The organism is Rheinheimera sediminis, from assembly GCF_004005375.1.
Taxonomy (GTDB): Bacteria; Pseudomonadota; Gammaproteobacteria; order Enterobacterales; family Alteromonadaceae; genus Pararheinheimera.
The window spans coordinates 41,386-55,291 of the sequence record NZ_RZUF01000004.1 but is presented as its reverse complement, the minus strand read 5'-3'; the positions used below and the strand labels follow the sequence as shown (position 1 = coordinate 55,291).

The 13,906-nt window shown below is 45.3% G+C and carries 18 protein-coding genes; 12 read left to right on the top strand and 6 right to left on the bottom strand.

Annotation, left to right across the window (positions count from 1 at the left end; translation table 11 throughout):
• Positions 1-23: 23 nt before the first annotated feature.
• Positions 24-362 carry a CRISPR-associated protein Csx16 gene (gene csx16 / locus EMM73_RS03470; protein ID WP_127685071.1) on the bottom strand — a complete coding sequence of 113 codons (339 nt, stop codon included), beginning with the start codon at positions 360-362 and terminating at the stop codon, positions 24-26.
• Positions 363-380: 18 nt separating this feature from the next.
• Positions 381-806: a hypothetical protein gene (locus tag EMM73_RS03465; RefSeq protein WP_127685070.1), complete on the bottom strand. Its 426-nt coding sequence runs from the start codon at positions 804-806 to the stop codon at positions 381-383.
• A 406-nt stretch (positions 807-1,212) separates the two neighbouring features.
• Between EMM73_RS03465 and EMM73_RS03460 the strand changes: the two genes are divergently transcribed.
• The 4 genes from EMM73_RS03460 to EMM73_RS03445 all read left to right on the top strand — a co-directional run bounded on the left by EMM73_RS03460 (position 1,213) and on the right by EMM73_RS03445 (position 4,046).
• Positions 1,213-1,776 carry an RNA polymerase sigma factor gene (locus tag EMM73_RS03460; protein ID WP_127685069.1) on the top strand — a complete coding sequence of 188 codons (564 nt, stop codon included), beginning with the start codon at positions 1,213-1,215 and terminating at the stop codon, positions 1,774-1,776.
• Positions 1,751-2,377 carry a hypothetical protein gene (locus EMM73_RS03455; protein ID WP_127685068.1) on the top strand — a complete coding sequence of 209 codons (627 nt, stop codon included), beginning with the start codon at positions 1,751-1,753 and terminating at the stop codon, positions 2,375-2,377. Before EMM73_RS03460 ends, EMM73_RS03455 begins: the two co-directional genes overlap by 26 nt.
• 20 nt (positions 2,378-2,397) lie before the next feature.
• Positions 2,398-3,309: a GAS domain-containing protein gene (locus tag EMM73_RS03450; protein ID WP_127685067.1), complete on the top strand. Its 912-nt coding sequence runs from the start codon at positions 2,398-2,400 to the stop codon at positions 3,307-3,309.
• Between the two features lie 110 nt (positions 3,310-3,419).
• Complete coding sequence (locus EMM73_RS03445) at positions 3,420-4,046, top strand: 2OG-Fe(II) oxygenase (protein ID WP_127685066.1); 627 nt, start codon at positions 3,420-3,422, stop codon at positions 4,044-4,046.
• Positions 4,047-4,063: 17 nt separating this feature from the next.
• On the opposite strand, the gene ubiA is transcribed toward EMM73_RS03445, so the two are convergent.
• Both ubiA and EMM73_RS03435 read right to left on the bottom strand, forming a co-directional pair.
• Positions 4,064-4,930, bottom strand: coding sequence for a 4-hydroxybenzoate octaprenyltransferase (gene ubiA / locus EMM73_RS03440; protein WP_127685065.1), 867 nt, complete (start codon positions 4,928-4,930; stop codon positions 4,064-4,066).
• On the bottom strand, positions 4,927-5,466 hold the full coding sequence (locus EMM73_RS03435) for a chorismate--pyruvate lyase family protein (RefSeq protein WP_222422589.1): 540 nt from the start codon (positions 5,464-5,466) through the stop codon (positions 4,927-4,929). The genes ubiA and EMM73_RS03435 overlap by 4 nt, the downstream gene beginning before the upstream one ends.
• A 342-nt stretch (positions 5,467-5,808) precedes the next feature.
• Here EMM73_RS03435 and EMM73_RS03430 point away from each other — a divergent pair, with 342 nt between their 5' ends.
• Both EMM73_RS03430 and EMM73_RS03425 read left to right on the top strand, forming a co-directional pair.
• Positions 5,809-6,960 (top strand): FAD-dependent oxidoreductase, encoded by a 1,152-nt coding sequence (locus EMM73_RS03430; RefSeq protein ID WP_127685064.1) that lies wholly within the window; start codon positions 5,809-5,811, stop codon positions 6,958-6,960.
• 60 nt (positions 6,961-7,020) lie between these two features.
• Entirely contained in the window at positions 7,021-7,431 is a 411-nt protein-coding gene (locus EMM73_RS03425) for a flagellar basal body-associated FliL family protein (protein WP_127685063.1), read from the top strand.
• Between the two features lie 26 nt (positions 7,432-7,457).
• Here the strand turns inward: EMM73_RS03425 and EMM73_RS03420 are convergent, their stop codons facing one another.
• Positions 7,458-8,306, bottom strand: a complete 849-nt coding sequence (locus tag EMM73_RS03420; RefSeq protein ID WP_127685062.1) for a rhomboid family intramembrane serine protease — start codon at positions 8,304-8,306, stop codon at positions 7,458-7,460.
• Positions 8,299-8,625: a thiosulfate sulfurtransferase GlpE gene (gene glpE, locus EMM73_RS03415; protein WP_127685061.1), complete on the bottom strand. Its 327-nt coding sequence runs from the start codon at positions 8,623-8,625 to the stop codon at positions 8,299-8,301. The genes EMM73_RS03420 and glpE overlap by 8 nt, the downstream gene beginning before the upstream one ends.
• A gap of 236 nt (positions 8,626-8,861) precedes the next feature.
• Here glpE and EMM73_RS03410 point away from each other — a divergent pair, with 236 nt between their 5' ends.
• From EMM73_RS03410 to EMM73_RS03385, 6 genes are all read left to right on the top strand, one after another.
• The gene (locus EMM73_RS03410; RefSeq protein ID WP_127685060.1) at positions 8,862-9,326 is read left to right on the top strand and encodes a hypothetical protein; all 465 of its coding nucleotides are present in this window, start codon (positions 8,862-8,864) and stop codon (positions 9,324-9,326) included.
• Positions 9,327-9,374: 48 nt separating this feature from the next.
• Entirely contained in the window at positions 9,375-9,509 is a 135-nt protein-coding gene (locus EMM73_RS03405; protein ID WP_127685059.1) for a DUF2256 domain-containing protein, read from the top strand.
• Between the two features lie 69 nt (positions 9,510-9,578).
• Positions 9,579-10,553, top strand: coding sequence for a tetratricopeptide repeat protein (locus tag EMM73_RS03400; protein WP_127685058.1), 975 nt, complete (start codon positions 9,579-9,581; stop codon positions 10,551-10,553).
• 105 nt (positions 10,554-10,658) lie between these two features.
• Positions 10,659-11,531, top strand: coding sequence for an HDOD domain-containing protein (locus tag EMM73_RS03395; protein WP_127685057.1), 873 nt, complete (start codon positions 10,659-10,661; stop codon positions 11,529-11,531).
• A 47-nt stretch (positions 11,532-11,578) separates the two neighbouring features.
• Positions 11,579-12,553, top strand: coding sequence for a tRNA-dihydrouridine synthase (locus EMM73_RS03390; RefSeq protein WP_127685056.1), 975 nt, complete (start codon positions 11,579-11,581; stop codon positions 12,551-12,553).
• Positions 12,554-12,994: 441 nt separating this feature from the next.
• Entirely contained in the window at positions 12,995-13,588 is a 594-nt protein-coding gene (locus tag EMM73_RS03385) for a class I SAM-dependent methyltransferase (protein WP_127685055.1), read from the top strand.
• The last annotated feature ends 318 nt before the right edge of the window (positions 13,589-13,906 follow it).

Below are 13,906 nucleotides of genomic sequence, written 5' to 3'. Positions count from 1 at the left end.
TCTGTGTTTTTCAACCCTGTTTTTTAGCAATTTTCATTTTTATCAGTCAGCTGATTAAACAGAATTGGCCTTTTATCACGCTCTGCCTTATAGGCTACCAGTGAGACCCCCACTTCCGTCATTTGCTGCAGGGTTAATTCCTGACCACGAAGATGCGCCGGGATATTCAGCTCCAGATGCACGTAATAAATGCCGCGCTCATTTAACGCCGCCACCATATGTATGGGCAAGGTACCCACCACCGTATCGCCGCTTTGCACTGCATCAGCATCCAAATGACTGACCTTATGATCAATAGCAATGCCTTGCTGTTCAATCCATGCCGTGGCGCCGCTATGGCGGCTAACTAACCAAATCGCCATGTTTATCTCCTTAACAATTTAACTAAAACCTTCTGCCAGCCAGGTAAAAGGCATAAACACAAACTGCAGTGCCATCAGCCAATAGGGTGCGGACAAATCCCAAAAGCCAGACAGAAGAGACCATCCAACCGGAAATCCCAGTAACCCTAAAGCTATCAGATCATCCCTGGTTTTATTTGTACTTGGTGCCACTTTATCAAAGACAAAAACTAATATGAGGCAGAGTAAATCAAAAGCTAATAAAGCCTGCCCGTAACCTCGTTTCTCTGCGCTGGCCAGATACTGTAAACCAAAAGTACAGGTAACCAGACCATACACAAATAGCGCAGCAAATCCTAAAGTAACCACTTTATCTTTTAGGTTTTCGTCTCTTTTAACTAACCAGATCACCAGCTTAAAGCCAAAGAACCAACAAATAGCCGCTATAAGTAAAGCGAATATCATGCAAGGCCCTCCTTTCAGTTCAATGCCGGTATACTAACCGTAGCGGCCAAAAACATAGTGCTGACAAACTTGTAAACACCTCGTTACTCTATAAATCATAAGTACAAATTTGTTTAAGTGCGCAACTTAAGCTTTTACTGACTTTGCAGATTAGTAAGGGTATTAAACTGAGTTTTCGTGCGCTTTGCTTGTCGCTGCCAGACGGAGAGGCAGCTAAAGATGCATGTGTTGTTACTTTACGTGTCCCTATCGCAATGTTAAACATTATGACAAACCACAAAATTCCCCTTAAAATTGAGCCACTTAAAAATACTTCAGAAATATTCCTGCTTTTTTATCAATTCAGGCAAACTATTTTCAATACCTGTACGACTTACCATCAAGACAACTTCAAAACAGATGCAACGTGTTTAAACGCAGCGACGAGAGCTTAATAGAAAAAGCCATAGGCGGCGATGCCAAAGCCTGGCAGCAATTGGTGTCGAGATATCAGGCGCCTCTGTATTATTTTGGCCTGCGTTTATTGGGTTCGCCCGACGACGCCCGCGATTTACTGCAGGATGTATTAATAGTGCTGTGCCGCAATCTGGCTCAGTACAGAGGCGACAGCTCATTTAAAAGCTGGTTGTTTGGCATCGCCAACTACAGAGCAATGGATATGCTCCGTAAACGCAAAACCACGACAGAGTTTACCGATGAGCATGATTTTTATGATGATGAAGCCCCAAGCTTTGAGCAGCAACTGTATGGCCAACAGACGCAGCGTCTGGTGCAGCAACAGTTGCGCCACCTGCCACCTGAACAACGTTTAGTGGTAGAACTGAGGTTTTATCAACAGTTTACCTTTGATGAAATTGCCGATCAGCTGGCGCTATCGAGTAATACCATCAAATCGAGATTTTACGCGGCCTTAGATAAACTGCGTACGCAGTTGGAGTTAGCAGATGTCGAACAGTCAGCAAATTTTTGAAGCCTGGCTGGCCGGAAAAATTACGGCCAGCGAATGCGAGCAGCAACTGGAGCCTGATACAGAATGGTACAGCCGCTTCCAGACTGCACAGCTGTTGCAGCGTCAAGCCAAAGCGCCTTTTTTTGCGCCAGTGCCGGAAGTGGACACAATGTCGATCTTTGCCCAGCAATGGCAGCGACCGGCTAAAAACAGCAACTGGTGGCCGAAATTAAGCGTGGCCTTTTCGGTCCTGGCTTTAGTCGTTAGCTTGTCACCGCTGGAGCTACAAATGCAGGACAGCGGCCTGACGTTAAGCTGGCGTGGTGGCCAACAGATGCAGCAGCAACAACTGGAAAGCTTGCTGGCAGGCTATCGCAAAGAGCAACAGGATTATCTTCAGACTCAATTACAGAGCACCCAGCAACAGCAGGCGTCGCAGTTAATTTTGCTGAAAGATTATTTAACCGAACAACAAACCAAAGAGAGACGCACCGATATGCTGGAACTGGTGGAATACCTCAATCAGCAACGTCAATCAGACTGGCACTACTGGCAGGAAAACTACCAGCCAAGTCAGGCCAGACTCGAACTTGGTGCATCGCCGAACACTCAGAACAGATAACCTAGTGGAGTAACAAACTCATGAAGATATTCAGCAAAGTCTCCCTGTTAGCAGGCCTGATCATTGCAAGCAACGGTTTCGCTGCCACAGAAGTGAACGCTAAACTTGGCCAGAACCTGAAAATAATGCAGGACATACTGCAAAGCTCATTAGGTGGCGAAGAGCATTCCAGCATAGGCCGCATTCAGCATAGTTATCTGATGGGTCAGGGCGTAGCCTTTCGAGTAGACAGCAACAGTGGCTGGTTACGACATTTTGTGATGCCACCAGTGCCCACTATGACCCATATCGCACCTGGCACCACTGTTGTGGTTTCGACCAATGTTGACAACCCAGTCAGCACTTCAAATAGTTTTAGCTTTAGCTTCGATGAAGAAGCCGTGGAAGAAATGGCGGAAGCTGCTGAAGCTCTGGCTGAACAGCAGCAGGATCAAAGCGAAAAACTACGGGATCTGCGGGAAGAACGTCGTGATATAGAAAGGGATTTGCGGGATTACGAACGTGAAAAGCGGGATCTGGAGTTTTCATCCAAGGTTGGCAAATTAGATTCTGACCAGCAAAAGAAACTGAAAGAAATAGGTCAAAAGTCAGAGCAACTGAAAACTCAGCTAGCGCAGCTACAAAAAACGCTTGCGACTGAAGAAGCTTTGTACAACAAACAAAGAGCCGAACAGCAAAAACAGGCTGCACAACGCCAGGCTGAGCTGGTAGCCAAAGTAGGTCAGGTATTTAGTAACACCTTATGCGATTACGGTGCCAGTTTACGGGATTTAAAAGAGCAGGAGTTTGTTTCCTTTCAATTAAGTTTATCCGGCCGCGGTAATGCCAAAGATCACTACTGGGTGGTAAAAAAAGCCGATATCAATCAATGCGTCACAGGTAAAATTGATGCACAGTCTTTACTGAAAAAAGCCAGCTACTACCAGTATTAACTGAGTCTGCTCAATACAACACAGAATCAAGTTCTGTGTTGTATTGACAGCCACTGAACTTCTGGCGTACAAAGCGCTGTTTTAACTTCAGGTTCAATAGCAGAGTCCTTATGCCCTACCAATGGCCCACAGCAACAGAGTGGTTAAACCAAATCGCAGCCCCCTTTTATCAGCAAGGTTATATGGTGCTGGAGCAGGCTATTCCAGCTGATTTATGCTGGGCCTTGTATCAGGATGTACAGCAACAGTCGTTAAAAACTGCTGGTGTAGGACGTCAGGGCCAGCACCAGTTGGATCAGCAAATACGCCGCGATCAGACCTGCTGGTTGAGCCCGGATAATCCGGTACAACAGCAGTATTTGCAGCTAATGCAACTCCTGCAGCAGGATATGAATCAGCGCTGCTTTTTAGGTTTAATAGATTTTGAAGCCCACTATGCCCGCTACCAACAAGGCGACTTTTATCAGAAACATCTGGATGCTTTTGTTGGTCGTTCCAACCGTGTGTTATCCAGTGTGTGCTACCTCAATACCCTAGAGCAAGGCGGTGAACTGGTGATTTATGACGAGCAGGACCAGCAAATAAGCAAAATACAGCCGAAAGCCGGTACCCTGGTGATCTTTGAGAGTTGTCGTTTCCCACATGAAGTCTTGCCCGCAACACAAACCCGCTACAGCATAGCCGGCTGGTTCAGGCATAACACTAGTATTCAGGGTTGGATAGATCCGGCGATTTAAGCACTATTGCTAAAGATTTATAACAAATCCAGACCTATACCAGCAAACAGCAATAAACCACTGTAGTGGTTATTTAAGAATGCCTGGAAACAACCCGCTCTGCCCTGAGTTTTCGCCTGCCAGTGTTGATGGATAAAACTCAATAGCACCAAAACCAATGCGCTGTAAAAAAACAAACCAAGACCATTTTGCTGTCCCACCCAGGCCATCAAGCCTAAAAACACTAACTGCAAACTGGCGATGATAGGATGACAGTAAGAACCGAATAACAGAGCTGTAGATTTAACACCAATACTCTGATCATCATTCATATCCACCATGGCGTAAAAAGTGTCATAAGCAACAGTCCAAAGTAAATTCGCCACATACAAAGCCCATACCCACAAAGGAATAGAACCTGTGATAGCCATGGCGGCCATAGGAATACCCCAACTATAAGCAGCTCCTAATACAAACTGTGGTAAGTAGGTGAAACGTTTCATAAAAGGATAAAGAATAGCCAGAATAGCAGCCACTAAAGCCAGTAAAACAGTAGCCTGATCTAAAAACAGCAACAGGCTGGCGCTGCAACACAAGAGCACTAAAAAAAGCTGTAAAGCTTCGCTGCTGCTAACCAATCCGGCAACAAGTGGTCGCGATTTAGTCCGCTCGACATGGCCGTCAAAGTGGCGATCAGCATAATCATTAATAACGCATCCGGCGGAGCGCATCAGGACTACACCAGCACTAAATACAGCGAGCAGAGTTAAATCAGGTAATCCGGATGAAAGTAACCATAAAGCCCACCAGGTCGGCCACAGCAGTAAATAAATCCCTATAGGTCTGTCAAGACGCATTAACTGGCGATAATAAGGCCACTGTTGCCATTGCAACTGCCATCTCATAGTTGAAACACTCCGGGTAAAAAAATTTCTTGCACCAATAATGGTTGCTGTTGCACTGAAAAAAAAGAACGTCTGGCCCAAAGTTGTTTCTGCTCACCTAGCACAGGTAATATCAAACCATCTTCTAGTAAAGCCACTTCTATCGCTCCACGTTCTAAACTGGCATGCTGAAAAATATATTCCCCTAAAGGCTGCGATCCCAGGCGGGCCAAAGGCTCCATCTTTTCTAATGTTGATTCAGGTAGCCAACTTTGCGCATAGACACAAGGCTGCTGATCACACCAGAGGATCACATCGCGCTTTAAACCCTCAGCTTGTCGCCATTGCTGTTGCAAAAACAAGGGTAAAGCCTGCCAATGCTCTGCCACCAGCTCCAGCCTGAAACTCTGGCAGTGACTTTTCAGTTGTGCGGTTAACGAGCCTTGCCCCAATAACCAAGGTTCGACAGCATCGGGGAGTTGCAACTGCTGGACGTTTTGCCACGTTGCCTGAAGTTGAAAAAGACTGTCTGTGCTGTGCATAAAATTAAACTGCAACTAAGTTGGCCCGCATCATAACAATTTTGCCATCGTATTGGTATGTAAGCTGAACTCGGGATAAGCAGTGCCACTGAATAGACATCTTTTCGCGCCTCTCTGCGTTGCTCCGTCTAGCCATAGCTTGCTATGGCGTACGACAAAGCGCTTTGAGATCCACAAAAATCTGTGTATTCAGTCAGCAAAGACTTTGTTTGCTTGACGTAATAATTTAACTTCGTTGATTTAATTCATTACATCGAAAAAAGTCGACACTCATTATCCTGAGTTCAGGTTATCTAATGCCTCGAGTGACGAAATTGATTAATATAGACATATTGATCTGCTGAATTTTGTTTTCTCATGACCCATTACCAGACTTTAATTATTGGAGCCGGATACGCTGGCTACAGCCTTGCTAAAGAACTGCGCAAGTTAGACCCAAATCGCAGCATCTGCCTGCTCAGCCAGGATAGCGCTGATTACTACTCCAAACCTCTTCTTTCCAATGGTTTTAGCAAACAAAAAAGTGCTGCCGACTTCATCCAAAAAACAGCAGCTCAAATGGCAACAGAACTAAATATTGAGGTTAAACCTTATTGCAATGCAGAGCACATTGATGCAGAACTGCATCAGGTGCAGACAGATCAGGGACTGATATTTTACCAACAATTAGTGCTGGCAACTGGAGCCAGCCCGGTAAAGCTGCCGCTGCCAACTGCGACTGAAGGCTTCGTCAAATCCGTCAATGACTTAGCGGACTACCAGCGGTTTTTGCAACACAGCCAGAGCAAACAAAAAATCACTGTGTTAGGTGCTGGTTTAGTTGGTATTGAATATGCAAACGATTTAGCCACTGCTGGCTTTCAGGTCTCAGTGATTGCGCTGGAGCAACAACCTTTAGCTCAATTGCTGCCACCACAATTAGGTGAATTATTGCAGCAGCAGCTAAAAGCTCTTGGCGTTGAATTTTTTTGCGGCACCTCTATCGCCGCTGCAGAGCTCGAAGCACAGCAGTTAAATATCCTTCTTACTGATGGTCGCAAAATGGAAACAGAATTGATTTTATCCGCAGCGGGCTTGCAGCCAAATATGCGACTGGCGAAGCAGGCAGATATAGATTGTGGCAGAGGCATAAAGGTAAATGAAAGATTGGCAACTTCGGTGGCAGATATCTATGCTTTGGGCGATTGTGCAGAAATTTGTGGCTTTAACCTGATGTATATTCAGCCCATTACTTTATCAGCCAAAGCTTTGGCTTTAACACTGACAGGCACAAGCACCAAAGTACAATTTCCAGTGATGCCGGTGATAGTCAAGTCTCCGGCTCTGGCGATCGTCAGTTGGCCAGCGACAAAAGAACAACAAGGTGAGTGGTCTTTTACCGGGCAAGGGCTAGATTGGCAGGCCAGATTTCAGAGTTCATCCGGAGCCTTACTAGGTTTCGTATTAACAGGAAAAATGGTAGCGCAACGTTTGCGATTGGCAAAAGAAATGCCAGCTTTGATAGCTTAACGCTTGACCTTGGGGTAATATCCATTTTGAATGTTTGATAAAAATGAAAGAGTGATTAGGATGAAAAAAGCGCTGACTTGTTTTATTTTTTTAGTGTTAAGTCAAAACCTTTGGGCTCAGGATGCAGCCAATGCGCCTGCAAAAAGTAACTATGCTTATTTTGGTTTCGATCCGGATATAGTGACTAACTACATCACTCCTACAACTGAAGACCTGGGTTATGTTCGGGTCACTATGGAGCTGATGATTATGGATAAAAAGTATCTGGATGTGGTTGAACACCACGAACCTTTGATCCTCGATAAAATTGTGTTTGCTTTTGGTCGGGAAAATGGCGATACCATTCGCTCTTTAACAGGACGGGAAGAGATCCGCTTAAAAATCCTCAATCAATTGCGTGACACTCTGAAAAAAGAGACGGGACAAGACGTTTTAAAAGATGTGTTGTTTACCAAATATTTGTACCACTAAATATCAGCATAAGGCTCACCGTGCTTTCAGCGTTGTACGGTGAGCGCTTTACTCGCGGTAACAAGAAACCCAGCGCATAACATGCCTGTGATCAGGCCAGCTAAATGCGCCCAATTCGCCATCGAAATCCACAGTAAATCAAAAAAGCCAATCAACAGCCAAATCAGCATAAAACCTATTAAGCCAGTACTGATGTGCAGGCCCCATGTCGGTTTTAACAAACCGCATATCCAATAAAAACCAAACAAGCCATACACCAAACCTGACAGGCCGCCAAAGTTGGCACCAACCAGCATAAATTGCAGCAGGTTAGAAAAAAACAGCACGAGCAGCGTCAGGCTAACAGCCATAACACGGCCGAGTTTTAGCTCCAGTGGACCTAACAAATACCAGACCCATATCAGGTTAAACACCAAATGGGATCCTGAAAAATGTAACCAGCCTGGGGTAAACCAGCGCCAGCCTTGTTGCAGACTAAGCCCCAGTTCAGGTTTTAATTGCAAGGCTGCCAAAGCAGACCAGGGGTCGACTTGCTGCCAGCCATAAACAAGTAGGGCTGACAACCAGACCAGATGACAAAACCAGCCGCCTTTGGTCCATAACTGCCGCCAATAACCGGATAAACCTGTGGAACTTGCACCAGAGCTGACAACTTCAGCTCTATCCCATGCTGCGGCCTGATACCGATCGGCATAAGGATTTAATAAAAATCGATCTAACTCGGCAAAGACCAACTCCGCATGTTCAGGTGCAGACCACAGCTCAGCTTGCTCTGCAGAATGAACCACTACACTCACATCTAACTGCTGATTTTTACAATAATCAGCCAGACTCAAAGCTGCGGCGGCAGAGGTAAGGTCAGCAATTTTAATCATGCGATGAGGTAACAAAAGGCAATTGTTGACGCCAGGCTTCAAAACCGCCGTCCATACTGAATACAGTTTCAAACCCCTGTTGCGCCAGGTACTGAGCAGCCCCCTGGCTGGAGTTGCCGTGGTAACAAACCACCACTACAGGAGTTTCAAATTCAGTTTGTTGGATAAACTGATTCAAACTGCCGTTGGTTAAATGAAAAGAATCAGCGATATGACCGGAAGCATAACTTTGCTCATCACGAATATCTACCACTACAGCCTTATGTTGCTCTATTTGCTCTAGCGCTGTAGCCACTGAAATACGGCTGAATTCACTCATAGGTTACTCCCTTAAGACTCAAACTTCGGACTAATACCGGTATAGTAGCTTAGCTAACCCACCTTGAGTACCATAGCCTTCACAAGAACCGACGAATTGCTATTAATTGACGAAGAAATCATCAAGCAGAATCAGCTAAATACCGCATTAAAACACCAAGTTAACAATAACAGCTTTAGCTCAAGCCTAAGCTTAGGTAAAATAGAGCGCCTTGTTGGTTAGGAAACAGAATACTCATGTCAGATAGTCCCCTGTATTTAATTTACGATCCTGCTTTTGATGATATGGACGCCGAAGGTTGCCCGGGATTTGGTTTTATACTGGTGTTTGATGAGCAGGACCTGGACAGTTATCAATCGGGAGAAAACCCGCCTTTCCCTGCGGTATCTATGTTATTTACCGACCATGCTGATGGCAGTATCAGTGGGGATTTATTAGGTTGGGCACAACTGGACGCTGAAATATTTCAGCAGTTCCCATTAGGACAGTTTTTCCAGCTGATGGAACAGGCGGCTCAAGTGGCCATTAATGCTTACCGTCAAGTCGGCCAGGTGCCAGACAAGCTGATCGCTCAATTGATGCCAAACGATGATTTAATTCAGTTTGATGTACAGTTCGCTACCCTTGAGCTCAATGATGCCGAAGCTGAGACACAACTTGCGCAACAGATGATGTCAGGACGTCCTTATCTGGATTCTTAGCCGATCCTTTTCGCTGCCAGCTCCGTAATCAGCAAAAACGGAGCTGATATGACCCACCACAAATTACATCTTCCTCAAAAAATCTGCGCCTGCTGTGGCTTGGCTTTTAGCTGGCGGAAAAAATGGCAAAAAAACTGGTCTGAAGTGAAATACTGCTCTGAGCGCTGCCGCCGGAAAAAATGACGTTTGCCTCTTGTAAAATCCTGCAATAGAGCTGTTAAATAAGGGTTAACCTATAACGCAGGATCCGTTATGAAAACTTTATGCCTTTTTGCCGCTTTAAGTAGTTTTGCTTTACTAGCCAGCGATTTAAGCTCATACGATTTATTGCTGGAGCAGGACAAATTCCGTCAGTTACAGCAACAGCTTGGGAAAACGACCACTTTATCCGATAAAGAGCTGCGGATACTGCAACTAAAAACCATGTTGGGTTTACGCCAATCTGAGCAGGCTAAGCAATTGGCTAATCAGGCGCTTGAAGCTTATCCACAAGATGCAGAGCTGCTGCGCCTTTCGGCATTAAATCAATTTAATCTGGCTCAAGAGAGCAGCATTTTTTCGGCAGGTTCATATGCCAAAGCAGGTTTAGCTTTACTGAAACAGGCTATGGCTGCAGATCCAACAGATTTAAAAATTCAACAAACTCTGATTGGTTTTTATCTGCAGGCACCTGCTATTGCTGGTGGTGATAGCAAAGAAGCCAAAAGACTGGCTAAAGCTATGGCGGAAAAATATCAGCCTGAAGGCACCTTAGTGACCATAGAGGTGTTAATGAATGACGACAAATTGCAGGACGCTATTAAGCTGGCAGAACAACAGTTAAAGCTGTACCCGGAACACTCCGCATTATTAGGCGCTTACGCAAATTTGCTGAGTTTAAACAAAGATCCAGCCAATGCTTTTATTCAGTATCAAAAAGCAGCGGCTGCCGCGACAGACTTATCAGAACAGCAAGGTTATTACTATCAATTGGGTCGCCTTGCAGCCACCGATCAACAAGATCCACAACGCGGCCAGCAGGCGCTGTTAGAGTATTTAGCTTTTTATCAGGACAGCGATAACGCCAGGTTCAGTTGGGCACAATTGCGCTTATCGCAGATTTATCTGTTACAAAAACAGCAGGATAAAGCTAAAGAGTTGATCCAACAGATCAAAAATAAGCCGCAGGACGATGATCGGCTACAAAGTGAGTTGAAAAAACTAGAAAAACAGCTGAAAAATGCCTGAGTTCAGCTTTAACTGAAGGGATCTCTCGATCCCTTTTTGCTTTTTGAACGATTGCCTTTTACTATATGCAATTCACTCCATCACTGAATACGCCGGAACCGCATCATGGCAAAAGCAATTAACATGACCGAGGTAGAAAAAGCGTTAAGCGGCTTTACTATTCCTCCTCAGCCCACTGTTTTACTTAGTATCAAAGCAGAAATTGAAAGTGATGATCCCAATATCAAACGTATTGCCGAACTGATCAATCAAGACTTGGGTATTGCTGGTTTCACTCTCAAAGTGGTGAATTCAGTCTATTTTGGTTTACGCCGAAAAATTAGTTCAGTCGAACATGCCTGTAAGTTTTTAGGCTTAAACCGAGTGATTAAATTAGTCAGCTCGGTGGTACTGAGATTTACCTTAAGCGAAGGCAGGACAGACCGTTTTACTGAAAACCTGTGGCTAAGTGCAGGCAATGTCGCTAATGCAGCGACCTTGCTGGCTCAGCAACTACGTTACGGTACAGATTGCGCCGATGATGCATACAGCCTGGGTTTGTTCCACAATGCCGGTATGTTGTTAATTAGTAGTCAATTTAAAGACTATGCCAAAGTGCTGAAGCAAGCCCATATAGCGGGCTTTGGCATGTCAGATGCTGAAGACCAGAATTTTCAGACCACCCATGAGTTGCTGGGTTATATGATAGCTCAGTCTTGGGGCTTAGCACCTGAACTGACTAATGTGATTGCTTATCATCATAGCCATGCGTTGATACTAGCCTCTGATGATATCTATGAAAAACGTTTATTTGCTTTGCTGAAACTGGCGGAGCATATGACAGATGAAAGCAAAATTTTGCTGGATTTGGACGAAGACCCTGAATGGGATCAGCACAAAGCCACCATCATGGATATTCTGGAACTAGACGAACTGGCCCTGCACGACTTAGGCGATTACCTGCAACAGCAAGGTGTACCTAACAGATATCACGCTTAAGACGGGGAGCTTAGGCTCCCGTTTTTTTATTCTGAAGAGTTAACAAGATGCGTATTGTTTTAGCCCCAATGGAGGGTGTGGTGGACCATTTAATGCGGGATATGTTAACCCGTATTGGTGGTTTTGATTTATGCATCACTGAATTTGTCCGGGTGGTGGACCAACTGCTGCCAAGCCGGGTTTTTACCCGTATTTGTCCTGAGTTAAAACAAGGTGGTGTCACTCCAGCCGGTGTGCCGGTGCGGGTGCAGTTGTTAGGTCAGGAACCGCACTGGCTTGCCGAAAATGCAGTACGGGCTGTACAACTTGGCTCGCCCGGAGTGGATTTAAATTTTGGCTGCCCGGCTAAGGCTGTTAATAAAAGCCGTGGCGGCGCTGTACTTTTAAAAGAAACAGAAACGCTTTACCAAATCATTAAAGCGGTGCGTGACGCTGTGCCATCGCAGTTTCCGGTCACGGCAAAAATACGCTTAGGTTTTGACGATACCAGCCTGACACTCGACAACGCCCGCGCTATTTATGAAGCAGGCGCAACTGAACTGACAGTGCATGCCCGCACCAAAAGTGACGGCTACAGGCCACCAGCCTATTGGCCCTGGATAGAGAAAATTCGCCAGACCATACCTTTAAATGTGGTGGCCAATGGCGAAATCTGGACACCCCAAGATGCTGCTTTGTGTTTAGAACAATCCGGCAGTACTGATTTGATGCTCGGCCGCGGCGCTTTAGCCAGCCCTGGTTTAGCCCGCGATATCAAACAACACTTTGCCAGTGGTGTGCATCAGAAAATGCCATGGCCTCAAGTGCTGGAGCTGCTATTGCAGTATTCAGACTACGAAATTGCAGGCGATAAAGGCCTGTATTATTCCAACCGCATCAAACAGTGGTTTAGTTATCTGAAACTGCAATACACCGAAGCTGAAGTTTTGTTTCAGCAACTGCGTTTACAACAAAAAGCACCGGATTTAGTGGCGACTTTGCGTGGGGCTTTGCGTCAGATTTCAGATATCTGCGAATATTAACCAGCAGAGATTCGACTCAAACGGCGCGGTCAACTACAACGCAGACACGCCGTAAATACATCCATGTAGGCTCCTGTTCGGCGTCCTTGCCTCACAGGGTCTGCTAACGCAGTTGTCCGGCCGTTTCCTAAGTTCATCTGTATCGTCACTTTGTGCCAAAAACGGACATTCGTCATAGTGACAAACCTTGGTGAATTATTTCTTTTGTTCGCTCGGACCACTTGTTAAATAGCCAGATATCTAACTTAAGTAAATTTTAGAACAACTGGCGAACTACCTGTATAAATTTTGTCGGATTCAAATTTACTGTTTTCAGAAAAACTTGTTGATGTAGAGGTACATCAGCGTTAGTTTGGTATGAGTGAATATCAGGAAAGAAGGCAGAAAAATGTTCGACTTGCGGGCGGACTGCCTTTGAAAATGGATTGTTAAGGCTCTCAAATGGATCCATCTTTACTTGGAACAAAATACGATAAAATTGCTAAGTGGTGGCATGACCAACACGTAGATTCTTCCTACGGTGTACGACAATTTGAGCGAGCTATTGCGTTTTCGAATTCTGGAGTAAAGGCTCTTGATGTCGGTTGTGGGGCTGGTGGTAGATTCATTCGAATATTACAACATAAAGGCTACACCGTTACCGGTCTCGATGTGTCGAAAGAAATGGTGAAGTTGGCTAGCGCTAATCATCCAGAGCACAAATTTGTGGAGCAAGATATTTGTACTTGGGAAACAGAAGAGAAGTTTGATTTCATCTTTGCTTGGGATAGCATTTTTCACTTGCCATTAGCAATGCAGAAGCCAGTTATTACAAAGCTGTGCAAGCTTTTGGCGAAGGGTGGGATTTTAATATATACATTTGGCAATGCTGAGGGCGAACATACCGACCAATGGCGCAATGACATTTTTTATTACAGCTCTATTGGCATTAACGAGAATATACAAATCCTGATCAATAATGGCTTATCGATTTTGCATCTTGAGCTAGATCAGTACCCTGAAAAGCATGTCTACACAATTGCTACCAAGCTTTAACAAGGCAAGAAGCGGTGACGTTAACGTACGCTTTTCGCTCATTTGAGAAACGCACAGGGTCAGGTCTTGCGGTGTGCGTCATTTCCGCTTTTCGCTGCCAATCAGGAAAGTCCATACCAACTTATGGCGCCAATCCCCCATTAGGGCGCGATTCCGGTACTTCGCGGAGAAGAAACGCACAGGGTCAGAAACAACTTTAGAGTCAGGTCTTGCGGTGTGCCCCATTTCGGTTTCTTGCTCTTAACTGCCAAGCAGAAAAGCCATATCAACTACTGGCACCAATCCCCCATTAGGGCGCGATTCCGGTACTTCGCGGAG